This is a genomic window from Streptococcus oralis (genome assembly GCF_026782125.1).
GTDB classification, from domain to species: domain Bacteria; phylum Bacillota; class Bacilli; order Lactobacillales; family Streptococcaceae; genus Streptococcus; species Streptococcus oralis_CE.
In genome coordinates, this window is the sequence record NZ_JAKUVY010000001.1 from 1 (window position 1) to 22,052 (window position 22,052).

A 22,052-nucleotide genomic window follows, 5' to 3' on the forward strand; every position below is an offset into this window, starting at 1 on the left:
ACCGGTTCGATTCCGGTCCTCGGCATATATTGATGGGCACCCTTAGCTCAACTGGATAGAGTACCTGACTACGAATCAGGCGGTTAGAGGTTCGACTCCTCTAGGGTGCATTTTTTTATTTAACGCGGGAAGTAGCTCAGCTTGGTAGAGTACTTGGTTTGGGACCAAGGTGTCGCAGGTTCGAATCCTGTCTTCCCGATTCATGGCGGTGTAGCTCAGCTGGCTAGAGCGTCCGGTTCATACCCGGGAGGTCGGGGGTTCGATCCCCTTCGCCGCTATATTGATCTTGTTGGACCTTTAGCTCAGCTGGTTAGAGCTCTCGGCTCATAACCGAGTGGTCGTAGGTTCAAGTCCTACAAGGTCCATTGTAAATGATGGAGGATTACCCAAGTCCGGCTGAAGGGAACGGTCTTGAAAACCGTCAGGCGTGTAAAAGCGTGCGTGGGTTCGAATCCCACATCCTCCTTTTTATATTAACGCGGGATGGAGCAGCTCGGTAGCTCGTCGGGCTCATAACCCGAAGGTCGTAGGTTCAAATCCTGCTCCCGCAATTTGGCTCGGTAGCTCAGTTGGTAGAGCAATGGATTGAAGCTCCATGTGTCGGCGGTTCGATTCCGTCTCGCGCCATATTTTGTTTTATTAAGCGGGTGTAGTTTAGTGGTAAAACTACAGCCTTCCAAGCTGTTGTCGCGAGTTCGATTCTCGTCACCCGCTTTGAACGAAAGTTCATACCAAGTTTTTGAACTTGGGCGCGTAGCTCAGGTGGTTAGAGCGCACGCCTGATAAGCGTGAGGTCGGTGGTTCGAGTCCACTCGTGCCCATTAATAGGAGAATTACTCAAGAGGCTGAAGAGGACGGTTTGCTAAATCGTTAGGTCGGGTAACCGGCGCGGGGGTTCGAATCCCCCATTCTCCGTGAGTTAAGAGAGCTGTTAGGCTCTTTTTTTTGTAAACAAATCCCCCTTCTAAATCGTTAAAAGAGGGATTTGTTTATTACCAATTTATTAGTGATATTTCTCCGCTATTTAGCCAGATAGTATGTTTGTTTGCAAGTTCGACTTGTAGTTGACCAGATTCTGAGATTTCTTTTGCAAGACCTTTATTCAATTTTCCATCTAGCTGGAAGGTAACTTCTTTTCCAAGAACGATTGATCTTTCTTTATAGATATAAAGTAGCTCATCTGAATCCGTATTGTAGAAACAATTCCATATTTCGCTGATGAGATCATTACGACTGATTGGTGCAGGTGGCATAAATAGGCTACCTGCTTTTTCTTTTAGGTCTTCTGGGAAGTCTTCTATAGAAAAATTTATACCAAGTCCGATAATGACATCGGTAACCAAGCCTGTCTCAACTGATGTCATGGCTTCGGTGAGGATACCTGCTATCTTTTTATTTTTTAAGTAGATGTCATTTACCCATTTGATATCTACTTCTATCATAGTGAGATTTTTAATGGCTTTGTAGACTGCAGCAGCTACAAGGAGAGTATAGGAAGGGAGTTTTTCATAGGGAAGATTGGGTTGAATATGCAGGGACATATAGATCCCACCCTGAGATGGAGAATAGTAGAGACGCTGAAAGCGGCCACGACCTGCTGTTTGACAGGTTGAAAGATAGAGTGTATTTCCTTGGTTTCCAGCCTCAATCCCTTCTTTTGCATCTGTTTGTGTTGATTTGGTCTCAGGTTTGTAGCGAATGGTTAAGTTGGTTTTCTCCTGAATCAAATCAGGCAATATCAGATCGCCTTGAATAAGCTTGTATCCTCTATTTTTGATACTGTCAATTTCTAGGCCTTCTTGTTGAAGACGTTGGATCGCTTTCCATATGGATGTACGGCTTAAATTCAGTTCTTCTCCGATTTTTTCTCCGCTAACATAATCGTTTTCTCTAGCTAATATTTGGTAAACTAGTTGGTGTGATTTCATAGATTTTTCCTTTTTAACTGTCGTTCAATAGTAGTTATTTTTAACTTTATTATATTCTACCATAGCTTTTCCTTTTTTAGAAGTTTCCTTCTTTTTATCTAGCAACTACTGGACTGGAATGTCTTTGAATATAATAGAGTATACTTTCATACTTTCGTAAAAGTTTTTTCATTTTGATAGCGTGTTCATTGTTCCCAAATGACGGAAAAAATGGTAGAATATAAAGATAGTTTAGCATTTATCTTCTGGAGAAATCCAGAACAGAAAGGATCCGTTTTGAAATCAATTGGATTACTGGATAAGATAAGAGGGCTTTCGAAAAAAGATTTCTTTTTATATTTGATGATCATAAGTATCTTTTTACCTTTTTATTTATTCTTAGGGCTCTTTGCTTTATATTTGATAGGTTTACTTGTTACTGGGGAGATGAAGGGAATTATCAAAGGATTGGCCAAACATCCTGTACTTCTCTTTTTTATTGCCTACAGTAGTATCATCTCTATCGTCGCTAAGAATTGGCTTGGATTGGTTGCATCTTTACTGATGTTTCTCTTCCTCATTTTCTTTAGTTTCTACCAGAAACGTCTGACACATGCTTTCTTTCGACTGATACTGCAGACAATCTTGTTTGGTAGTGTGCTCTCTGCGGCTTTTGCTACTTTGGAGCATTTCCAAATTGTAAAGAAATTTAACTATGCCTTTCTTTCGCCCAATATGCAGGTATGGCATCAGAATCGGGCAGAAGTGACCTTTTTTAATCCTAATTACTATGGAATTATTTGTTGTTTCTGTATCATGATTGCCTTCTATCTCTTTACAACGACCAAGTTGAATTGGTTGAAGGTATTCTGTGTGATTGCAGGCTTTGTTAATCTCTTTGGATTGAACTTTACGCAAAATCGAACTGCCTTTCCTGCTATTATCGCTGGAGCCATCATTTATCTCTTTACAACCATTAAAAACTGGAAGGCCTTTTGGCTTAGTATCGGGGTCTTTGCGATTGGCTTGAGTTTCCTTTTTTCTAGTGATTTGGGAGTTCGGATGGGGACTTTAGATTCCTCTATGGAAGAACGCATTTCTATCTGGGATGCTGGGATGGCCTTGTTTAAGCAAAATCCTTTTTGGGGGGAGGGGCCATTGACCTATATGCACTCTTATCCTCGGATAAATGCTCCTTATCATGAACATGCTCACAGCCTTTATATTGATACGATTCTGAGTTACGGAATTGTGGGAACCATTTTATTAGCTTTGTCTTCTGTTGCTCCTGTTCGTTTGATGATGGATATGAGTCAGGAGTCGGGGAAACGTCCAATTATCGGTCTTTATCTATCTTTCCTTACAGTGGTTGCTGTGCATGGAATCTTTGACTTGGCCCTTTTCTGGATTCAGTCAGGCTTCATTTTCTTGTTAGTTATGTGCAGTATTCCATTGGAGCGTCGAACTTTGGTATCAGACATGACGGATTAAGTTTATAAGATTGAAATCTTCTACCTTGAGTAGGAGATTTTTTACTGAGAAAAATTAGTTCTAAATCGAAATAGTTGACAGATGGAATGACAGGTGTTACAATAAAAACAATTCGATATAGAAATAAATTGGAGAGATCATGAAAGATAGTCATTTAGTAGCCCATCATATTCGTTTGTTAAATGGGCGGATTTTTCAAAAGTTACTGAGTCAGGATCCTGGGGCTCTTTATCGGAGTGAACAGGGCAAGATTCTCGCTGTCTTATGGAATAGTGAAACTGGCTGTGCAACCGCGACAGATATTGCGCTGGCGACTGGTCTCGCCAACAATACGCTAACAACCATGATAAAGAATCTTGAGGAGCAAAACCTGGTCATCATTAGCCCATGTGGAATAGATAAGAGAAAGAAATATGTCGTTCTGACTGAACTTGGTTGGTCCCAGAAAGAAGTTGGCCATCGTGTCAGTCAAAAGTTGGATGCTATTTTTTATAAAGGTTTCTCTGAGGAAGAAATTCGGAAGTTTGAAGCCTTTCAAGAAAGAATTTTGGCTAATCTGAAAGAGAATGGAAATTAGGCTTAGAATGGGGTAAATTAGTTATTAAAAGTTTGGTAACTTGACCAATCGAGGAAAGTTTTAAATTGAGGACAAAGAATGATTGAATACAAAAATGTAGCACTACGCTACACAGAAAAAGATGTTTTGAGAGATGTCAATTTACGGATTGAGAATGGGGAGTTCATGGTTTTAGTTGGACCTTCTGGGTCCGGTAAGACGACCATGATCAAGATGATTAACCGTCTTTTGGAACCGACTGATGGAAATATTTATATGGATGGCAAGCGCATCAAAGACTATGATGAGCGTGAACTTCGTCTTTCTACTGGTTATGTTTTACAGGCCATTGCTCTGTTTCCCAATCTAACGGTTGCGGAAAATATTGCTCTCATTCCTGAGATGAAGGGGTGGACTAAGGAAGAGATTGCTCAGAAAACAGAAGAGCTTTTAGCTAAGGTTGGTTTACCAGTGGCTGAGTATGGGCATCGACTTCCAAGTGAATTATCTGGTGGGGAACAGCAACGGGTTGGTATTGTTCGTGCTATGATTGGTCAGCCTAAGATTCTCCTCATGGATGAGCCCTTTTCGGCCTTGGATGCTATTTCGAGAAAACAGCTACAGGTTCTGACGAAAGAATTACATAAAGAATTTGGGATGACAACGATTTTTGTGACCCATGATACGGATGAAGCTTTGAAATTGGCGGACCGTATTGCTGTTTTGCAGGATGGAGAGATTCGTCAGGTGGCGAATCCTGAGACGATTTTAAAAGCGCCTGCAACAGACTTTGTAGCAGACTTGTTTGGAGGTAGTGTCCATGGCTAATTTGATATCAACTTTTCAGGAGCGTTTTAGTGATTGGGTAACAGCTCTATCTCAACATTTGCAGTTGTCACTTTTGACCTTGTTACTAGCTATTTTTATTGCAGTCCCCTTAGCGGTATTTCTTCGTTATCATGAAAAGATGGCGGATTGGGTCTTGCAGATTGCAGGGATTTTCCAGACCATCCCGTCTCTGGCCTTGTTGGGGCTCTTTATTCCCTTGATGGGAATTGGGACCTTGCCTGCTTTGACAGCTCTAGTAATCTATGCGATTTTCCCGATTTTACAAAATACCATCACTGGGCTGAAGGGAATTGATCCGAGTCTGCAGGAGGCTGGGATTGCCTTTGGGATGACCAGATGGGAACGTCTCAAGAAATTCGAAATTCCACTTGCCATGCCTGTTATCATGTCTGGGATTCGGACGGCAGCGGTCTTGATTATCGGTACGGCAACCTTGGCAGCCTTGATTGGGGCAGGCGGACTGGGTTCCTTTATCCTTTTGGGAATTGACCGCAATAATACCAGTCTGATTTTGATTGGGGCCCTTTCTTCAGCAGTGCTGGCTATTGCCTTTAACTTCCTACTAAAAGTGATGGAAAAAGCAAAATTGCGGACGATTTTCTCTGGTTTTGCCTTGGTGACCATATTGCTAGGTCTGTCTTATAGTCCAGCTCTATTTGCTCAAAAAGAGAAAGAAAACTTGGTGATTGCTGGGAAATTAGGACCGGAACCAGAAATTTTGGCTAATATGTATAAGTTGCTGATTGAAGAGAATACCAGTATGACTGCGACTGTTAAACCGAATTTTGGGAAAACAAGCTTCCTCTATGAAGCTCTGAAAAAAGGGGATATTGATATCTATCCTGAATTTACTGGTACGGTGACTGAAAGTTTGCTTCAACCAGCACCTAAAGTAGGTCATGAACCAGAGCAGGTTTATCAAGTGGCGCGTGATGGCATTGCCAAACAGGATCATCTGGCTTATCTCAAACCTATGTCTTATCAAAACACATACGCTGTAGCTGTTCCGAAAAAGATTGCTCAAGAATATGGCTTGAAGACCATTTCGGACTTGAAAAAAGTGGAAGGACAGTTGAAAGCAGGCTTTACTCTTGAGTTTAATGACCGTGAAGATGGCAATAAGGGCTTGCAGTCTCTCTACGGACTCAATCTCAACGTAGCGACCATGGAGCCAGCTCTTCGCTATCAGGCAATTCAGTCAGGTGATATTCAAATTACGGATGCCTATTCGACAGATGCAGAATTGGCGCGTTATGATTTACAGGTCTTGGAAGATGACAAGCAACTCTTCCCACCTTATCAAGGAGCTCCACTAATGAAAGAAGCTCTTCTCAAGAAACATCCTGAGTTGGAGACAGTTCTCAATAAATTGGCTGGTAAAATTACTGAAAGCCAGATGAGCCAGCTCAACTACCAAGTCGGTGTTGAAGGCAAGTCAGCAGAACAAGTAGCTAAAGAATTTCTACAAGAACAAGGCTTGTTGAAGAAATAGATTGAAAATGTCAAACTCAACTTCTTTAATTGACCATACAGAAGAATGCTCAGACAATCTTGTCTGGGCTTTTTTAGTGTCAGAATTAATGATTTTCATTTTTAAATGGAAAATAAGAGGAAATTTTCAGGATTTTCTAAAGTTTTACTGTAAATACACTTGACTATTCAGATAATAGGTGTATAATGTGTTGTGAACTACTTAACAAATAAGGATTTCCAGCTCATGTCGACTAAGGATGGGAATCTTGTGTATAGACAGTTCAGGAGATATATAATAGAGCGTTGCGTCCGAAAGTCTATCCAGACACGGCTCTTTAAAAACAAAAGGAGAAAATATGACGACTTATTTGCAAACAAAACTCAAGAATATCAAAATTACTCTTGGTGAAATGTCTGGCGGTTACCGCCGTATGGTTGCTGCTATGGCTGATTTAGGATTTTCAGGAACCATGAAGGCTATCTGGAATGACCTCTTTGCCAATCGTAGTTTTGCCCAGTGGCTTTACCTGCTAGTTTTAGGAAGTTTTCCAATCTGGCTGGAGTTGATTTATGAACACCGCATTGTTGACTGGGTTGGGATGATTTGTAGCCTGACTGGGATTATCTGTGTCATCTTTGTATCGGAAGGTCGAGCAAGTAATTACCTTTTTGGTTTGATTAACTCTGTCATTTACCTTATCTTGGCTTTGCAGAAAGGCTTTTATGGTGAGGTGCTGACGACACTTTACTTCACGGTCATGCAGCCAATTGGACTTCTAGTTTGGATCTACCAGGCACAGTTCAAGAAAGAAAAGCAGGAGTTTGTCGCGCGTAAACTGGACGGTAAAGGTTGGACCAAGTATCTTTCCATTAGTGTTCTTTGGTGGTTGGTATTTGGATTCATTTATCAGTCTATCGGAGCCAACCGTCCTTATCGAGATTCCATCACTGATGCGACCAATGGGGTTGGGCAAATTCTCATGACAGCTGTTTACCGTGAGCAATGGATATTCTGGGCAGCTACAAATGTCTTTTCAATCTATCTCTGGTGGGGAGAAAGCTTGCAAATCCAAGGGAAATACCTGATTTACTTGATCAATAGTCTCGTTGGTTGGTATCAGTGGAGCAAGGCAGCAAAGAGTGCTTAAAAAGTAAAAAAGGATCAGATGATCCTTTTTTGTATTAGAGCAAAATGAATAATACCGTAATGACAATAGCGCTCGTTATACGAACGATGTGGTGCGATATATGTTGGTTTTCTTTCTGTTGGCCGTTCCAGTAGGCACCATAGCAGACGATACTCGAACCCACAATCCATAGAAGAATGGTTGCAAGTGGGACGAAGTAAAAGATGGCTAGAGCCAGAGAAGTGATGCAACTGCCGACCAAGATGCACTTGTTTCCCAAACTGTAGTTCTTTTGTTTCATGGCTGAAAAAGCAGCAGCAAGGTGAAGCAGTGAGAAGGCGAGAGCTAGTACAATTGTTAGTATTCCTAGAATCATCGAAGTTAACATAGTTGGTTCCTTTCTGAGTTACAGGCTTAGTTATCAAGTGGAGTTATAGAGGTCATCTCGATTACATCAAGGTAAAATCTCACCACTTGGTCTTCGGTATAGGATTTTCCTTTTTTTAGCCACCAAGTTAGGGTCTCGATAAAGTTCGTCACAACAAAATGCTGGAGGTAGGAGGCTGGAATGTTTGGGTAGGCCTCTTGCAAGTCACCCGCCACCATGGGATAAACGTGGTGTTCGAGTTCCTTGTGTAGTTGGCGGAGGAAGTAGTCGTTTTTGGAAAAAAGGAGACTGGTGACATGGTCCTGGTTTTTCTGAAAATGTAAAAAGATATGTGCGAGGTAGTCCTCGGTAGTAAAGTGTCCTTCTCTTTCAAAGAGATGATGAAAGAGGTAGCGACAGAGCTCATCTAAAAGGAGTTCCTTACTCTCGTAGTGACAGTAAAAAGTAGAACGTCCAACATCTGCTAGGTCAATGATATCCTGAACAGTAGTGGTATCATAGCCTTTGTCGTTCAAAAGTTGTAAAAAAGCTTGATAGATGGCTTTTTTAGTCTTACTAACCCGACGGTCTCTTTTTGGCATATAGACACTTGATACAAACTGTTCAGAACTGAACATGGCTGACAGTTTGTTTCTATCCTTTCTTTGGATTTTATTAGATAATACAAATGAAGGAAGTATGTATATACCCATTATACCAAAGGAGGGAGAGAAATGAGTTCTAAAACATCTATCTGGCTAGCTTTTTTCTTAAATTTAAGCTATGCGATTGTTGAGTTTATCGCAGGAGGAATCTTTGGGTCAAGTGCTGTTCTTGCTGATTCTGTTCATGACTTGGGAGATGCTATGGCCATTGGCCTATCAGCCCTTTTAGAAACAATTTCCAATCGTGAAGAAGATGGACAGTACACCTTGGGTTACAAACGATTTAGTCTTTTAGGGGCTCTGGTGACTGCTGTGATTCTTATCACAGGATCCATCCTAGTGATTTTAGAAAATATAACTAAACTTTTTAATCCACAACCTGTTAATGATGAGGGCATCCTCTGGCTAGGAATCATTGCAGTAAGTATCAATGTGCTAGCTAGTCTGGTAGTTCGTAAAGGAAAGACAAAGAACGAGTCAATTTTGAGCTTGCATTTTTTGGAAGACACTCTTGGTTGGTTGGCTGTCATTCTAATGGCGATCATCCTCAAATTTACAGATTGGTATATCCTTGATCCACTCTTATCTCTTGTCATTTCTATCTTCATTCTAACAAAAGCCATTCCTCGCTTTTGGAGTGCACTCAAGATTTTCTTGGATGCTGTGCCAGAAGGAGTAGAGACAGGGGATTTGGAGAAGGATTTGGAGGCTCTGATCAATGTCAAAAGTGTCAATCAACTTAGCATTTGGTCCATGGACGGTCTAGAGAATAATGCTATTGTCCACATTTGTATTAAGGACTGGGAACAGATGATGGAAACCAAAGAAGTGGTGCGTCAATTTTTAGAAGAAAGAGGCGTGCAGAATATCACTATTGAAGTGGATAGCAGTCAAAGCAATCATGCGCAACATAAACGGAGGATAACAGCCTTAGAGCAGAACCATCCTCATCATCACTAGAAAAAACGACCTCTTGTTGAGGTCGTTTTAATATCTTATTCATTTCTCGTACTTTCTCTCAGAGTCAGTCTGGTGCCCAGCATGGTTAGGCTAGGGATTTTGCGACCGTGGAGAACTTCCTTATTAAGAATATCCATACCGACTCGGCCCATCTCCTCAGTATAGACTGTGATACTAGATAGGGGAGGATAGACCTGCTTGGTCAGGCTAGTATCGTTAAAAGAAATGAGACTAACACGGTCTGGCAAGCTAATTCCAGCTTCTTGAAGGGCACGGAGGGCACCGATGGCTAAACTATCGCTGGCTGCGAAAAATGCTGGAGGGAGCTGATCCCCCAACTTGTGAATAGCCTCCTTCATCAAGTCATATCCAGACTGGGCAGTAAAACTACCTTGAAAGACCAGTTTATCATTGTAGATACCTTTTGATAGAGAGTAGTTTTTAAAATGTTCTAGACGTTTATCCTGGATGATTTCTTCTTGGTCGGTTGTTTCTTCAAGGCCGGTGAGAATCCCGATACGATCAAGCCCTTGGCTGAGGAAATGGTCTACAACTTGTTTCACAGCAGTGTAAAAGTCAGTAATAATACAGGTATGACCTAGTGAGAGGGTATCACTGTCTATAAAGACTAAAGGTTTTTGGTATTCTTCAAAGGCAGAAATCTGTGCTCGGCTGAACTTTCCGATGCAGAGAATGCCAATCACTTCCTCGCTCAGTGTAAAAGGATGGTCGTTAAAATAGCGCAAGATATCATAGTCTAACTCTTGGGCTCTTTTTTCAATACCGAGACGAATCTGGTAGTAGTAGAGGTCGTCTAGTTCCCCCTGCTCGCTGACCCATTGGATAATGGCAATCTTTTGCTTGGGTTTGTGGGATTCGCCTGTCTTGAGATGCTTGGTATAGCCCAGCTCTTCAGCGACAGTTAAAATACGGTGTCTGGTTTCTTCTGTAACAGATAGACTCTGGTCGCGATTGAGGACACGAGATACGGTCGCGATAGAGACAGAGGCTAGCTGTGCAATGTCTTTTAAGGTAGCCATAAATCCTCCTCCTTTTAGGTTAGTATATCATATTTTTCTGCTTTTTACTGATAGTTTAGTAAAAGTTTAGTAAAAAGGATTGACCTTGGTAAATCCCTTGGATACAATAGAAGAAAACGATTACACGTTAAGGTGACTTAACGAACAGTAAAAGGAGAATTCATATGACACAACATCTTACTGCTGAAGCACTTCGTAAAGACTTTCTTGCCGTTTTTGGTCAAGAAGCAGACCAAACCTTCTTTTCACCAGGTCGTATCAATTTGATTGGTGAACACACGGATTACAATGGTGGACATGTTTTCCCAGCAGCTATTTCCTTGGGAACTTATGGGGCGGCTCGCAAACGTGACGACCAAGTTTTGCGTTTCTACTCAGCCAACTTTGAGGACAAGGGTATCATCGAAGTGCCTCTTGCTGATCTCAAGTTTGAAAAAGAGCACAGCTGGACCAACTATCCAAAAGGGGTTCTTCATTTCTTGCAAGAAGCTGGACACGTGATTGATAAAGGGTTTGATTTTTATGTTTATGGGAATATCCCAAATGGTGCAGGTTTGTCCTCATCAGCATCCTTGGAACTCTTGACAGGGGTCGTGGCAGAACATCTCTTTGATTTAAAACTAGACCGTTTGGATTTGGTTAAAATTGGAAAACAAACTGAGAATAACTTTATCGGAGTCAACTCTGGTATCATGGACCAGTTTGCTATCGGTATGGGGGCTGACCAACGTGCTATTTACCTAGATACCAATACTTTGGAGTACGACTTGGTGCCACTTGATTTGAAGGACAATGTCGTTGTTATCATGAACACCAATAAACGCCGTGAACTAGCGGACTCTAAATACAACGAACGTCGTGCTGAGTGTGAAAAAGCTGTGGAAGAATTGCAAGTTGCCTTGGACATTCAGACCTTGGGTGAATTGGATGAGTGGGCCTTTGATCAATACAGCTACCTGATTAAAGACGAAAATCGTTTGAAACGTGCTCGCCATGCTGTGCTTGAAAACCAACGTACCCTTAAAGCTCAAGTTGCCCTTCAAGCAGGTGATTTGGAAACATTTGGTCGCTTGATGAATGCATCTCACGTTTCCCTAGAACATGACTATGAAGTAACTGGCTTGGAATTGGATACTCTTGTTCACACAGCTTGGGCTCAAGAAGGTGTTCTCGGTGCTCGTATGACAGGGGCAGGTTTTGGCGGATGTGCCATTGCCTTGGTTCAAAAAGACGCTGTTGAGGTCTTTAAAGAAGCTGTTGGCAAGCACTATGAGGAAGTCGTTGGATACGGTCCAAGCTTCTATATCGCTGAAGTTGCAGGTGGCACTCGCGTCCTTGACTAGTTAAAAGGAGGCTTTATAGTGACCTTAGTAGATAAATTTGTAACACACGTTATTGCTGAAAGTGCTTTTGAAGAAATGGATCGAGTTTACCTAACCAATCGTGTCTTGGCACGAGTAGGAGATGGTGTTTTGGAAGTTGAGACTGGTCTAGATGAGTTGATTGACCTCAAGGACCAGCTTGTCGAGGAGGCGGTTCGATTAGAGACGATTGAGGACAGTCAGACTGCGCGTGAAATCCTCGGTGCTGAACTGATGGACTTGGTAACCCCTTGTCCAAGTCAGGTTAATCGTAACTTTTGGACAACCTATGCCCAATCTCCCGAACAGGCAATTGCGGACTTCTACCAACTTAGTCAGAAAAATGACTACATCAAGCTCAAGGCCATTGCTAAGAATATTGCTTATCGTGTTCCATCAGACTACGGAGAACTGGAGATTACTATCAATCTGTCTAAACCTGAAAAGGATCCAAAGGAGATTGCGGCAGCCAAGTTGGTGCAAGCTAGCAATTATCCCCAGTGTCAACTCTGTCTAGAGAATGAGGGCTACCATGGTCGAGTTAACCATCCAGCCCGTAGCAACCACCGGATTATCCGTTTTGAAATGGCGGGTCAGAAATGGGGATTCCAGTATTCGCCCTATGCTTATTTTAATGAGCACTGTATCTTCTTAGATGGCCAGCATCGACCTATGGTCATTAGTCGTCATAGCTTTGAGCGTCTGCTGGCGATCGTAGAGCAGTTTCCAGGTTATTTTGCGGGTTCTAATGCCGACTTGCCGATAGTGGGTGGTTCTATCCTGACCCATGATCACTATCAGGGAGGGCGTCATGTCTTTCCTATGGAATTGGCTCCTCTGCAAAAGACTTTCTCTTTTACTGGTTTTGAACAGGTAAAGGCTGGGATCGTCAAATGGCCAATGTCAGTGTTGCGTTTGGCTTCGGATTCCAAAGAGGATTTGACCAACTTGGCTGATAAGATTTTGCAGGAGTGGCGCCAGTATTCAGATCCTAGTGTGCAGATTTTAGCAGAGACAGACGGGACACCGCACCACACTATCACACCGATTGCTCGCAAACGCGACGGTCAGTTTGAGTTGGACTTAGTCTTGCGGGACAATCAGACTTCGCCAGAGCATCCTGACGGCATCTATCATCCCCACAAGGATGTCCAGCATATCAAGAAGGAAAATATCGGCTTGATTGAGGTCATGGGCTTGGCTATCCTGCCACCACGTCTGAAAGAAGAAGTGGAGCAAGTAGCAGCCTACCTTGTCGGAGAAGATGTCTCAGTTGCCGCTTATCATCAGGAATGGGCAGACCAACTCAAAGTCCAACATTCAGATCTGACGGATAAAGAAAAAGCCCTTGAAATCGTTAAGGACTCTGTGGGAGCTATCTTTGCTCGTGTACTTGAGGATGCAGGAGTCTACAAGCAAACGGAACAGGGACAAGCAGCCTTTATGCGCTTTGTAGAACAGGTCGGAATTTTGCCAGACTAGGAGCTTTCTCCTTGCATAGTCCTATAAAAAGTAGTATCATAGTGTCGTTTGAACTATCAGGAGGAAACGATGAAAGATTTTCATTTTGACGCTATATCTGCTTTTGAAAATTACGAAATAGAGAAAATGAGAGATGGTCAGGTTGTCGTGACGACGAAAGTAGTGGACTCGTCGCTCAACTACTACGGCAATGCCCATGGTGGCTATCTCTTTACTCTTTGTGACCAGATTAGTGGTTTGGTGGTTATCTCGCTAGGGCTTGATGGAGTGACGCTTCAGTCCTCTATCAACTACCTCAAGGCAGGAAAACTCGACGATGTGCTGACCATTAAAGGAGAATGTGTCCATCAAGGTCGCACAACTTGTGTCGTGGATGTCGATATCACCAATCAAGAAGGCAGAAATGTCTGCAAGGCCACCTTTACCATGTTTGTCACAGGTCAGCGGTCTGAAGAAAGACAGGTAAGGATATAAAGAAACAAAAAAGAGGCTCAAACCTCTTTTTCTTATTTCTTCTTCCGGTTTAATACTGCATTGAGGACAATGGCCAGTAAGCTGGCTACGACGATTCCGTTTGAGAAGAACATTTGGAAGGCTGTCGGCATGCTGACAAAGAGATTACTGTTGTTTAGACCTACACCTGCAGCGATGGAAACAGCTGCGATAAGGAAGTTGTGTTCATTGTTAGCAAAATCAACGCGGGCGAGGATTTGCATCCCTTGAAGGGAAACAAAGCCAAACATCACCAGCATGGCCCCTCCAAGAACAGGGCTCGGAATGATTTGGGCGAGGGCACCAAACTTAGGAAGGAGTCCAAGGAGGACTAGGAAACCAGCAGCGTAGTAGATTGGCAGGCGGGTCTTGATACCAGATAATTTAACCAAACCAACGTTTTGTGAAAATCCTGTGTAAGGGAAGGTGTTAAAGATTCCTCCGAGAAGTACGGCCAGACCTTCTGCACGGTAACCGTTGCGCAGGCGCGTGCTGTCGATTGGGTCATTGGTGATATCAGACAAGGCCAGGTAAACACCAGTGGATTCAACCATGGAAACCGTTGCAATGATACACATCATGACGATGGATGAGATTTCAAAAGTCGGTACACCAAAGTAGAGGGGAGTTGGAACATGGACAAGCGGTGCTGCCGCAACAGGGGAGAAATCAACCAAGCCCATGGTAGCAGCGATGGCAGTTCCAACAACCAGACCAATCAAAATGGAGATAGACTTGATAAATCCTTTGGTAAAGATGTTAATCAAGAGGATAATTAGAACAGTGATAGCAGCAAGTAAGAGACTTTGACCAGTTGGCTCTGGAACGTTATTTCCCATATTTCCAATAGCAACAGGAATCAAGGTTAAACCAATCGTGGTAATGACAGAGCCTGTTACGATAGAAGGGAAAAGATTAGCTACTTTTGAGAAAATGCCTGAAATCAGAACCACATAAATCCCTGAAACGATAAGGGCACCAAACATAGCACCGCTACCGTGGCTTTGCCCAATCATAATCAAAGGAGCAACCGACTGGAAGGCAACCCCGAGAACGACTGGTAGTCCAATCCCAAAGTATTTGTTGAGTTGGAGTTGAAGGAAGGTGGCCACCCCACACATGAAGATATCTGTGGAGATCAGGTAGGTCAACTGCTCAGCTGAATAGCCAAGAGCTGTCGCAATCATGATGGGAACCAGGATAGAACCTGAGTACATGGCTAGTAAGTGCTGCAAGCCAAGAACGGCTGCTTGCGAGTGTTTTTCTTGTTTTTGCATTAGAGATCTGCCTCCTTAAATACGACCTGACCATTTTCAAAACGTTCCAAACGAGCGAGTGATAGAACTGGATAGCCAGCTTTCTCGAGCAAATCACGACCATTCTGGAAGGATTTTTCGATAACAATACCGATGGCTTCGACTTTTGCTCCGGCCTGTTCGATGATTTGGATCAAGCCTTTGGCAGCTTGTCCATTGGCTAGGAAATCATCGATAATCAAGACCTTGTCCTCAGGTGAGAGGAATTTCCCAGCGATGGAAACCGTGCTCGTTACCTGCTTGGTAAAGGAGTAAACCTCAGCAGTTAAGATGCCTTCGTTCATAGTGATGTTTTTAGCTTTCTTTGCGAAAATCATGGGAACATCTAAGGCTTCAGCTGTAAAAACAGCTGGGGTGATCCCTGAAGCTTCAATCGTTACAACCTTGGTAATTCCAGCAGACGCAAATTTTTTCGCAAAAACCTTACCAATCTCCCGCATCAAACGATAGTCAACTTGGTGGGTTAAAAAGGAATCTACCTTGAGGATGTTGTCACCCAAGATATGCCCATCCTGAAGGATGCGCTCTTCTAATAATTTCATAAGACCTCCTAAAGTCTAAAAGATACTTCATTTGTTTGTCTAGAGTTTCTACTATAGTAATAGAAAAAGGACCTACTTAATCCCCTAAGTAAGTCCCCAAAATAGGCATGGCCAAAACCATGCCTTCAGCTGACATACTCATTGTTAGGTGTTCCGGCACCTTGTAGAAACGTCGTGCCAATTCACGACATAAACAAGTAAAGTGGTACTATTATCAAACGCAATATCATTAATGTCATTATTTTACACTAAATAGCTTTAGAAATCAAATGTTTTGTTAGTGTTTTAATGAAAAAAACGAACAAAAAAGAAACCTACAACACGATACGATATTGTAGGTTTCTATTATTCTATTCACTAAATCTTAAAAAATAACCATCAGGATCCAAAATCGCAAATTCATGAGGGTAGATATAGTGATCCCCAACACGAAATTTTCTTTTGGTCAAAGGACGATGGATAGGATAGTCAGCTTCCAGCAGTTTTTGGTGGAGCTGAGGGACATCTTCAATGCCAAAGGAAATATTGACACCGCGCCCGAAAGGATAGGTTAGTTGGGCTAATTCTTCTGTGCTGCCTTCTTCTAGCATAAGTTGGCAGTCTTCAAGCGAGAGGAAGAGAAATTTCTCCTCTGGACGCTCGTATTCGATAGAAAATCCCAGCAAGTCGCAGTAGAAGTGGCGTGACTTTTCGAGGTCAGATACTACAAATTCAGGAATGACAGCTTGATAGTCCATTTGTTTTCTCCTTAGAGTTCAATCTCCATGACAATGGGTGTGTGGTCTTGGCGCACACCAGAGTCAATCATATCAGACTTGGTCACCTTGTCAGCCACGCGGTTGCTTGTCAGCCAGTAGTCGATTCTCCAGCCTGTATTGTTGATTTTAGAAGTCTTGCTGCGTTGCGCCCACCAAGTGTAACGTTCTGGGACATCGCCGTGAATGTGGCGGAAGGTGTCAGTAAATCCAGTTGCCAAGAGGTTGGTAAAACCAGCACGTTCCTCATCTGTAAATCCTGGTGAACGGCGGTTGCTGGCAGGATTTGCAAGGTCGATTTCCTTGTGGGCTACGTTGTAGTCACCGGTTGCAAGGACTGGTTTTTCTTTGTCTAGTTGAGCCAAATACTCAGCGTATTTGACATCCCAGACTTGACGTTCTTGCAAGCGTTTGAGACCGTCGCCAGCGTTTGGTGTGTATACTTGGGTCACGAAAAATGTATCAAATTCCAAGGTGATGATGCGGCCTTCCAAATCCATGGTAGAAGGAGCACCGATTTCTGGGAAGCTAATCGTTGGTGTGAGTTCTTTCTTATAGAGGAACATGGTTCCAGCGTAGCCTTTGCGAGCAGGTTCTTGAGAGGAACGCCAAGTGTTTTCATAACCTGGGAAGAGTTCTTCAAGCACTTCTATGTGTTTCTTAGTAGGGCCCTTGGCAGAAAGCTTGGTTTCTTGGATAGCGATAATATCAGCATTTTCGGCTACCAAGGTTTGTAGGACTTCTTGGGACAATTTTGCACGAGCTGAGTCGCTCGTTAGGGCTGCATTGAGGGAATCAATATTCCATGATATGAGTTTCATAAACTTACCTTTTTCATTCAGATTACAGACTATATTATACCAAAAAAAGGCGCATTTCCCCAACGTATGGTTTGAAAAATCACCCTCTTTCGTTTATAATTAAGAATGATTTTATGAAAGGGAGTGAAAATACATGAAATTCTATTCTTATGACTATGTCCTCAGCCAAATCGGTCAGCAAAATGGCATCATGATTGGTTTAGGGATTGTCCTATTAGCTGTGACAGGATTTTTAGCTTTCAAGGCTTATCATGATAAAAAGGGGACCAAATTTCGTGAGTTGGTCATGATTTCAGCCTTGACCTTATTAGCTCTCCTTTTAGTCAGCATCACGACTTATCAAAACAATCAAGTTTCTAATAATAAATTTCAAGCTTCACTTCATTTCATCGAGCTTGTTTCCAAAGAATTGGGAGTAGACAAGTCAGAAGTCTATGTCAATACTTCTGCCGACACTGATGGCGCACTTATCAAGGTCGGAGATCGCTATTACCGTGCCTTGAACGGAAGTGAGCCAGACAAGTACCTGCTAGAGAAAGTCGAATTGTATAAAACAGATGCGATTGAACTGGTGGAGGTGAACAAATGACACTCAATTATATCGAAATTTTAATCAAACTAGCCTTGGGTCTCTTTTCTCTGGTTTTTGTAATCAATGTGACAGGAAAGGGTAACCTAGCGCCTAACTCAGCAATAGATCAAATTCAGAACTATGTACTCGGGGGTATCATCGGTGGGGTGATTTACAATAGTGCCATCAGTATCCTTCAGTATGCAGTTATCCTGATTATGTGGACCATTCTGGTCTTGACTCTCAAATGGCTGAATAATAATGTTCACTTTGTGAAACGTTTGATTGATGGGAAGCCAACCCTGCTCATAAAAAATGGAAAGATTGATCCAGAAGCCTGCCGTTCGGTTGGTTTATCAGCAGCGGATGTAGCTCTTAAGCTCCGTAGCCAGGGAATTTTCCAAATGAAACAAGTCAAACGTGCTATGCAGGAGCAAAACGGTCAACTCATCGTAGTCCAAATGGGAGACGAAAATCCCAAGTATCCTGTTGTCACAGACGGTGTGATCCAAGTTGAAATTTTGGAGACTATTGGTCGGAGCGAAGAATGGCTGCTTGATAACCTCAGCAAACAAGGTCATGACAATGTTGCCAATATCTTTATCGCTGAGTATGACAAGGGTGCCGTCACAGTCGTAACCTATGAATAAGAAAAACCTGAGGTCCCTGCCTCAGGTTTCCATTTGTAATCAGAAAGGGATTTTATGTCCATTATTCAAAAACTCTGGTGGTTTTTCAAGTTAGAAAAGCGCCGTTATTTAGTCGGGATTGTGGCCTTGGTCTTAGTTTCCGTCCTCAATCTCATTCCCCCCATGGTCATGGGACGGGTGATTGATGCCATTACGTCGGGGAAATTAACCCAGCAGGACCTCCTTCTTAATCTATTTTATCTACTGCTGGCAGCCTTTGGGATGTACTATCTGCGCTATGTTTGGCGCATGTATATCCTTGGAACTTCCTACCGTCTAGGGCAGATTATGCGGTCTCGTTTGTTTGAGCATTTTACAAAAATGTCTCCAGCCTTTTATCAGACCTATCGGACGGGGGACTTGATGGCACACGCCACCAATGATATCAATGCTTTAACTCGTCTCGCAGGTGGCGGAGTCATGTCAGCGGTGGATGCCTCTATCACGGCTCTGGTGACTTTGCTGACCATGCTCTTTAGCATTTCTTGGCAGATGACGCTAGTTGCCATTCTCCCCCTGCCTTTCATGGCTTATGTGACCAGTCGTTTGGGGAGAAAGACTCACAAGGCCTTTGGTGAGTCACAGGCAGCCTTTTCTGAACTCAATAACAAGGTGCAGGAGTCTGTATCAGGTATCAAAGTGACCAAGTCTTTCGGTTATCAGGCGGACGAGCTGGAGTCCTTTCAGGCAGTTAATGAATTGACCTTTCAAAAGAACCTGCAAACCATGAAATACGACAGTCTCTTTGACCCCATGGTTCTCTTGTTTGTTGGTTCATCCTATGTTTTAACGCTCTTAGTCGGTTCCTTAATGGTTCAGGAGGGGCAGATTACGGTTGGAAATCTGATTACCTTTATCAGCTACTTGGATATGTTGGTCTGGCCTCTTATGGCCATTGGCTTCCTCTTTAATATTACTCAGCGAGGGAAGGTGTCCTATCAGCGAATTGAGGATCTTTTGTCTCAGGAATCACCTGTAAAAGACCCTGAATTTCCTCTGGACAGTATTGAAAATGGGCGCTTGGAGTACGATATTGACAGCTTTGCCTTTGAAAATGAGGAGACACTGACGGATATTCACTTTAGCTTGGCAAAAGGGCAAACCCTAGGCTTGGTCGGGCAGACAGGTTCTGGTAAAACATCCTTGATCAAGCTCCTCTTGCGTGAGTACGATGTGGATAAGGGTGCCATTTACCTAAACGGTCACAATATTCGGGACTATCGTCTTACAGACCTTCGCAGCCTTATGGGCTATGTCCCTCAGGACCAGTTCCTCTTTGCGACTTCTATCTTAGACAATATCCGCTTTGGCAATCCTAATTTGCCCCTTTCAACGGTTGAGGAAGCGGCCAAGCTAGCCCAAGTTTACCAAGACATTGTAGCCATGCCTCAGGGATTTGATACGTTGATCGGTGAAAAAGGAGTCAGTCTCTCAGGTGGTCAAAAGCAACGTCTGGCCATGAGTCGGGCTATGATTTTAGACCCTGATATCTTGATTCTAGATGATTCCTTGTCAGCTGTGGATGCTAAGACAGAGTACGCGATTATCGACAATCTCAAGGAGACGCGGAAGGACAAGACAACTATCATCACGGCTCATCGCCTCAGTGCAGTTGTCCATGCAGATCTGATCTTGGTTCTGCAAAATGGTCAAATTATCGAACGGGGCAGGCACGAAGAACTGCTAGCCCTAGATGGCTGGTATGCCCAAACTTACCAGTCTCAGCAATTGGAAATGAAAGGAGAAGAAGATGCAGAATAAGAAAGAACAATGGGCTGTATTGAAGCGCTTGCTGTCTTATCTCAAGCCCTATGGATTCCTGACCTTTTTGGCATTAAGTTTTCTCCTCGCGACGACGGTCATTAAAAGTGTGATTCCCCTTGTAGCTTCCCACTTTATCGACCAGTATCTCAGCAATCTCAACCAACTTGCTGTGACCGTTTTGCTGGCCTACTATGGTCTTTATATCCTGCAAACTCTAGTTCAGTATGTCGGCAATCTTCTCTTTGCACGGGTGTCTTACAGTATTGTCAGAGACATTCGTCGCGATGCCTTTGCCAATATGGAGAAGCTAGGCATGTCCTATTTTGACAAGACTCCAGCTGGTTCGATCGTCTCTCGTTTGACAAATGATACTGAGACCATCAGTGATATGTTTTCGGGGATTTTGTCCAGTTTTATCTCAGCGGTTTTTATCTTTCTGACAACCCTTTATACCATGTTGGTGTTGGATTTTCGTTTGACAGCTTTAGTCTTGCTCTTTCTTCCCTTGATTTTCCTTTTGGTCAATCTCTATCGGAAAAAGTCAGTGAAAATCATCGAAAAAACCAGAAGTCTCTTGTCGGATATCAATAGTAAGCTGGCAGAGAATATCGAGGGAATCAGGATTATCCAGGCCTTTAATCAAGAGAAGCGCCTGCAGGCAGAATTTGATGAAATCAACCAAGAACACTTGGTCTATGCCAACCGTTCTGTGGCCTTGGATGCCCTCTTTTTGAGACCTGCCATGAGTTTACTGAAACTCCTAGGCTACGCCGTTTTGATGGCTTACTTTGGTTACCGTGGTCTTTCAATCGGGATAACGGCCGGAACCATGTATGCCTTTATCCAGTACATCAACCGCCTCTTTGACCCTTTGATTGAGGTGACGCAGAACTTTTCAACCCTTCAAACGTCCATGGTGTCTGCAGGTCGTGTTTTTGCCTTGATTGATGAGAGGACCTATGAGCCTCTTCAAGAAAATGGGCAAGCCAAAATCAAAGAGGGCAATATCCGTTTTGAACATGTGTGTTTCTCATATGACGGCAAACACCAGATTCTGGATGATATTTCCTTTTCAGTTAACAAGGGCGAAACCATTGCCTTTGTAGGTCATACAGGTTCGGGGAAATCTTCCATTATCAATGTCCTCATGCGTTTTTATGAATTTCAGTCAGGTCGAGTTCTCTTGGATGATGTGGATATCAGGAACTACAGTCAGGAAGAGTTGAGAAAAAACATCGGTTTGGTCTTACAGGATCCCTTCCTCTATCACGGGACTATCAAGTCCAATATTGCCATGTATCAAGAACTTAGTGATGAAGAGGTTCAGGCTGCAGCTGCCTTTGTCGATGCAGATTCCTTTATTCAGGACCTTCCGCTGGGTTATGATGCCCCTGTTTCCGAGCGTGGTTCGAGCTTTTCTACTGGCCAGCGCCAGCTTCTTGCCTTTGCTAGAACAGTCGCCAGTCAGCCTAAAATCCTGATTTTGGATGAAGCGACAGCCAATATTGACTCTGAAACAGAAAGTTTGGTTCAAGATTCCCTAGCTAAGATGAGACAGGGGCGGACAACCATTGCCATCGCCCATCGCCTTTCAACTATCCAAGATGCCAACTGTATCTATGTTTTGGACAAGGGGCGCATCATCGAGAGTGGCACCCATGAGGAACTCTTGGCCTTGGAAGGAACCTATCACAAGATGTATAGCTTGCAGGCAGGGGCTCTTTCCTAAAGAAGAATTCCTCTAAATCACAGATTTCTTGCACCGCCTTTTCTATTTTGTGGTATAATGAAAAATGTTGACAAATAGTATAATAAAAACAAAGG

The 22,052-nt window shown here is 43.0% G+C and carries 21 protein-coding genes, 10 tRNA genes and 1 riboswitch; of the genes, 23 read left to right on the forward strand and 8 right to left on the reverse strand.

Going from position 1 to position 22,052, the window contains the following annotated elements; translation table 11 throughout:
- Positions 1 to 36: 36 nt before the first annotated feature.
- The 10 genes from MK385_RS00005 (at position 37) to MK385_RS00050 (ending at position 915) form a co-directional block, all read left to right on the forward strand.
- Positions 37 to 110: transfer RNA gene (locus tag MK385_RS00005), tRNA-Arg, on the forward strand.
- Positions 111 to 125: 15 nt separating this feature from the next.
- Positions 126 to 199 (forward strand) — tRNA-Pro (locus MK385_RS00010).
- A gap of 5 nt (positions 200 to 204) precedes the next feature.
- Positions 205 to 278, forward strand: a tRNA-Met gene (locus MK385_RS00015).
- Between the two features lie 13 nt (positions 279 to 291).
- Positions 292 to 365 (forward strand) — tRNA-Ile (locus MK385_RS00020).
- 11 nt (positions 366 to 376) lie between these two features.
- Positions 377 to 466, forward strand: a tRNA-Ser gene (locus tag MK385_RS00025).
- 11 nt (positions 467 to 477) lie between these two features.
- Positions 478 to 551 (forward strand) — tRNA-Met (locus tag MK385_RS00030).
- A gap of 3 nt (positions 552 to 554) precedes the next feature.
- A tRNA-Phe gene (locus MK385_RS00035) sits at positions 555 to 627 on the forward strand.
- 16 nt (positions 628 to 643) lie between these two features.
- Positions 644 to 714 (forward strand) — tRNA-Gly (locus MK385_RS00040).
- A 33-nt stretch (positions 715 to 747) separates the two neighbouring features.
- A tRNA-Ile gene (locus tag MK385_RS00045) sits at positions 748 to 821 on the forward strand.
- A gap of 6 nt (positions 822 to 827) precedes the next feature.
- Positions 828 to 915: transfer RNA gene (locus tag MK385_RS00050), tRNA-Ser, on the forward strand.
- A 77-nt stretch (positions 916 to 992) separates the two neighbouring features.
- Here MK385_RS00050 and birA read toward each other — a convergent pair.
- Entirely contained in the window at positions 993 to 1,928 is a 936-nt protein-coding gene (birA, locus tag MK385_RS00055) for a bifunctional biotin--[acetyl-CoA-carboxylase] ligase/biotin operon repressor BirA (protein WP_268724929.1), read from the reverse strand.
- A 276-nt stretch (positions 1,929 to 2,204) separates the two neighbouring features.
- Between birA and MK385_RS00060 the strand changes: the two genes are divergently transcribed.
- The 5 genes from MK385_RS00060 to pnuC all read left to right on the forward strand — a co-directional run bounded on the left by MK385_RS00060 (position 2,205) and on the right by pnuC (position 7,424).
- Positions 2,205 to 3,398: an O-antigen ligase family protein gene (locus MK385_RS00060; protein ID WP_008293041.1), complete on the forward strand. Its 1,194-nt coding sequence runs from the start codon at positions 2,205 to 2,207 to the stop codon at positions 3,396 to 3,398.
- A 139-nt stretch (positions 3,399 to 3,537) separates the two neighbouring features.
- Positions 3,538 to 3,975, forward strand: a complete 438-nt coding sequence (locus tag MK385_RS00065) for a MarR family winged helix-turn-helix transcriptional regulator (protein ID WP_268724930.1) — start codon at positions 3,538 to 3,540, stop codon at positions 3,973 to 3,975.
- Positions 3,976 to 4,053: 78 nt separating this feature from the next.
- Positions 4,054 to 4,782, forward strand: coding sequence for an ATP-binding cassette domain-containing protein (locus MK385_RS00070; protein WP_268724931.1), 729 nt, complete (start codon positions 4,054 to 4,056; stop codon positions 4,780 to 4,782).
- Positions 4,775 to 6,295, forward strand: a complete 1,521-nt coding sequence (locus MK385_RS00075) for an ABC transporter permease/substrate-binding protein (RefSeq protein WP_268724932.1) — start codon at positions 4,775 to 4,777, stop codon at positions 6,293 to 6,295. Before MK385_RS00070 ends, MK385_RS00075 begins: the two co-directional genes overlap by 8 nt.
- Before the next feature lie 337 nt (positions 6,296 to 6,632).
- The gene (pnuC, locus tag MK385_RS00080) at positions 6,633 to 7,424 is read left to right on the forward strand and encodes a nicotinamide riboside transporter PnuC (RefSeq protein ID WP_268724933.1); all 792 of its coding nucleotides are present in this window, start codon (positions 6,633 to 6,635) and stop codon (positions 7,422 to 7,424) included.
- Positions 7,425 to 7,458: 34 nt separating this feature from the next.
- Here pnuC and MK385_RS00085 read toward each other — a convergent pair whose 3' ends face one another.
- Together MK385_RS00085 and MK385_RS00090 are read right to left on the reverse strand one after the other, a co-directional pair.
- Entirely contained in the window at positions 7,459 to 7,791 is a 333-nt protein-coding gene (locus MK385_RS00085) for a glucuronide permease (protein ID WP_268724934.1), read from the reverse strand.
- A gap of 26 nt (positions 7,792 to 7,817) precedes the next feature.
- Entirely contained in the window at positions 7,818 to 8,372 is a 555-nt protein-coding gene (locus MK385_RS00090) for a TetR/AcrR family transcriptional regulator (RefSeq protein WP_268724935.1), read from the reverse strand.
- A gap of 132 nt (positions 8,373 to 8,504) precedes the next feature.
- On the opposite strand from MK385_RS00090, the gene MK385_RS00095 reads away from it, so the two are divergent.
- Positions 8,505 to 9,395 carry a cation diffusion facilitator family transporter gene (locus tag MK385_RS00095; protein WP_000095935.1) on the forward strand — a complete coding sequence of 297 codons (891 nt, stop codon included), beginning with the start codon at positions 8,505 to 8,507 and terminating at the stop codon, positions 9,393 to 9,395.
- A gap of 35 nt (positions 9,396 to 9,430) precedes the next feature.
- Here MK385_RS00095 and galR read toward each other — a convergent pair whose 3' ends face one another.
- On the reverse strand, positions 9,431 to 10,435 hold the full coding sequence (galR, locus tag MK385_RS00100; protein WP_268724936.1) for a DNA-binding transcriptional regulator GalR: 1,005 nt from the start codon (positions 10,433 to 10,435) through the stop codon (positions 9,431 to 9,433).
- A gap of 164 nt (positions 10,436 to 10,599) precedes the next feature.
- Here galR and MK385_RS00105 point away from each other — a divergent pair, with 164 nt between their 5' ends.
- The 3 genes from MK385_RS00105 (at position 10,600) to MK385_RS00115 (ending at position 13,752) form a co-directional block, all read left to right on the forward strand.
- On the forward strand, positions 10,600 to 11,778 hold the full coding sequence (locus tag MK385_RS00105) for a galactokinase (protein ID WP_268724937.1): 1,179 nt from the start codon (positions 10,600 to 10,602) through the stop codon (positions 11,776 to 11,778).
- A gap of 18 nt (positions 11,779 to 11,796) precedes the next feature.
- Positions 11,797 to 13,278 (forward strand): UDP-glucose--hexose-1-phosphate uridylyltransferase, encoded by a 1,482-nt coding sequence (locus tag MK385_RS00110; RefSeq protein ID WP_268724938.1) that lies wholly within the window; start codon positions 11,797 to 11,799, stop codon positions 13,276 to 13,278.
- A gap of 69 nt (positions 13,279 to 13,347) precedes the next feature.
- Positions 13,348 to 13,752, forward strand: a complete 405-nt coding sequence (locus tag MK385_RS00115; RefSeq protein ID WP_038804441.1) for a PaaI family thioesterase — start codon at positions 13,348 to 13,350, stop codon at positions 13,750 to 13,752.
- 32 nt (positions 13,753 to 13,784) lie between these two features.
- On the opposite strand, the gene MK385_RS00120 is transcribed toward MK385_RS00115, so the two are convergent.
- The 4 genes from MK385_RS00120 to MK385_RS00135 all read right to left on the reverse strand — a co-directional run bounded on the left by MK385_RS00120 (position 13,785) and on the right by MK385_RS00135 (position 17,204).
- Positions 13,785 to 15,047, reverse strand: a complete 1,263-nt coding sequence (locus MK385_RS00120) for a nucleobase:cation symporter-2 family protein (protein WP_001171655.1) — start codon at positions 15,045 to 15,047, stop codon at positions 13,785 to 13,787.
- The gene (locus MK385_RS00125; RefSeq protein WP_125328202.1) at positions 15,047 to 15,628 is read right to left on the reverse strand and encodes a xanthine phosphoribosyltransferase; all 582 of its coding nucleotides are present in this window, start codon (positions 15,626 to 15,628) and stop codon (positions 15,047 to 15,049) included. The genes MK385_RS00120 and MK385_RS00125 overlap by 1 nt, the downstream gene beginning before the upstream one ends.
- Positions 15,629 to 15,749: 121 nt before the next feature.
- Positions 15,750 to 15,845, reverse strand: a riboswitch (purine riboswitch).
- A gap of 133 nt (positions 15,846 to 15,978) precedes the next feature.
- Complete coding sequence (locus MK385_RS00130; RefSeq protein WP_268724939.1) at positions 15,979 to 16,365, reverse strand: bleomycin resistance protein; 387 nt, start codon at positions 16,363 to 16,365, stop codon at positions 15,979 to 15,981.
- A gap of 11 nt (positions 16,366 to 16,376) precedes the next feature.
- Positions 16,377 to 17,204: an exodeoxyribonuclease III gene (locus MK385_RS00135; protein ID WP_268724940.1), complete on the reverse strand. Its 828-nt coding sequence runs from the start codon at positions 17,202 to 17,204 to the stop codon at positions 16,377 to 16,379.
- 133 nt (positions 17,205 to 17,337) lie between these two features.
- On the opposite strand from MK385_RS00135, the gene MK385_RS00140 reads away from it, so the two are divergent.
- Genes MK385_RS00140 through MK385_RS00155 form a run of 4 tightly spaced genes read left to right on the forward strand, consistent with a single transcriptional unit; the run spans position 17,338 to position 21,957 of the window.
- Positions 17,338 to 17,793 carry a DUF3290 family protein gene (locus MK385_RS00140; protein ID WP_000675323.1) on the forward strand — a complete coding sequence of 152 codons (456 nt, stop codon included), beginning with the start codon at positions 17,338 to 17,340 and terminating at the stop codon, positions 17,791 to 17,793.
- On the forward strand, positions 17,790 to 18,425 hold the full coding sequence (locus MK385_RS00145) for a DUF421 domain-containing protein (protein WP_268724941.1): 636 nt from the start codon (positions 17,790 to 17,792) through the stop codon (positions 18,423 to 18,425). Before MK385_RS00140 ends, MK385_RS00145 begins: the two co-directional genes overlap by 4 nt.
- A 54-nt stretch (positions 18,426 to 18,479) precedes the next feature.
- On the forward strand, positions 18,480 to 20,225 hold the full coding sequence (locus MK385_RS00150; protein WP_268724942.1) for an ABC transporter ATP-binding protein: 1,746 nt from the start codon (positions 18,480 to 18,482) through the stop codon (positions 20,223 to 20,225).
- Positions 20,215 to 21,957: an ABC transporter ATP-binding protein gene (locus tag MK385_RS00155; RefSeq protein ID WP_268724943.1), complete on the forward strand. Its 1,743-nt coding sequence runs from the start codon at positions 20,215 to 20,217 to the stop codon at positions 21,955 to 21,957. The genes MK385_RS00150 and MK385_RS00155 overlap by 11 nt, the downstream gene beginning before the upstream one ends.
- Positions 21,958 to 22,052: the final 95 nt, after the last annotated feature.

Coding starts and splice junctions, on each gene's coding strand:
- birA (WP_268724929.1), bottom strand. CDS start 1,928: ATGAAATCACACCAACTAGTTTACCAAATATTAGCTAGAGAAAACGAT.
- MK385_RS00065 (WP_268724930.1), top strand. CDS start 3,538: ATGAAAGATAGTCATTTAGTAGCCCATCATATTCGTTTGTTAAATGGG.
- MK385_RS00070 (WP_268724931.1), top strand. CDS start 4,054: ATGATTGAATACAAAAATGTAGCACTACGCTACACAGAAAAAGATGTT.
- MK385_RS00075 (WP_268724932.1), top strand. CDS start 4,775: ATGGCTAATTTGATATCAACTTTTCAGGAGCGTTTTAGTGATTGGGTA.
- pnuC (WP_268724933.1), top strand. CDS start 6,633: ATGACGACTTATTTGCAAACAAAACTCAAGAATATCAAAATTACTCTT.
- MK385_RS00085 (WP_268724934.1), bottom strand. CDS start 7,791: ATGTTAACTTCGATGATTCTAGGAATACTAACAATTGTACTAGCTCTC.
- MK385_RS00090 (WP_268724935.1), bottom strand. CDS start 8,372: ATGCCAAAAAGAGACCGTCGGGTTAGTAAGACTAAAAAAGCCATCTAT.
- MK385_RS00095 (WP_000095935.1), top strand. CDS start 8,505: ATGAGTTCTAAAACATCTATCTGGCTAGCTTTTTTCTTAAATTTAAGC.
- galR (WP_268724936.1), bottom strand. CDS start 10,435: ATGGCTACCTTAAAAGACATTGCACAGCTAGCCTCTGTCTCTATCGCG.
- MK385_RS00105 (WP_268724937.1), top strand. CDS start 10,600: ATGACACAACATCTTACTGCTGAAGCACTTCGTAAAGACTTTCTTGCC.
- MK385_RS00115 (WP_038804441.1), top strand. CDS start 13,348: ATGAAAGATTTTCATTTTGACGCTATATCTGCTTTTGAAAATTACGAA.
- MK385_RS00120 (WP_001171655.1), bottom strand. CDS start 15,047: ATGCAAAAACAAGAAAAACACTCGCAAGCAGCCGTTCTTGGCTTGCAG.
- MK385_RS00125 (WP_125328202.1), bottom strand. CDS start 15,628: ATGAAATTATTAGAAGAGCGCATCCTTCAGGATGGGCATATCTTGGGT.
- MK385_RS00130 (WP_268724939.1), bottom strand. CDS start 16,365: ATGGACTATCAAGCTGTCATTCCTGAATTTGTAGTATCTGACCTCGAA.
- MK385_RS00135 (WP_268724940.1), bottom strand. CDS start 17,204: ATGAAACTCATATCATGGAATATTGATTCCCTCAATGCAGCCCTAACG.
- MK385_RS00140 (WP_000675323.1), top strand. CDS start 17,338: ATGAAATTCTATTCTTATGACTATGTCCTCAGCCAAATCGGTCAGCAA.
- MK385_RS00145 (WP_268724941.1), top strand. CDS start 17,790: ATGACACTCAATTATATCGAAATTTTAATCAAACTAGCCTTGGGTCTC.
- MK385_RS00150 (WP_268724942.1), top strand. CDS start 18,480: ATGTCCATTATTCAAAAACTCTGGTGGTTTTTCAAGTTAGAAAAGCGC.
- MK385_RS00155 (WP_268724943.1), top strand. CDS start 20,215: ATGCAGAATAAGAAAGAACAATGGGCTGTATTGAAGCGCTTGCTGTCT.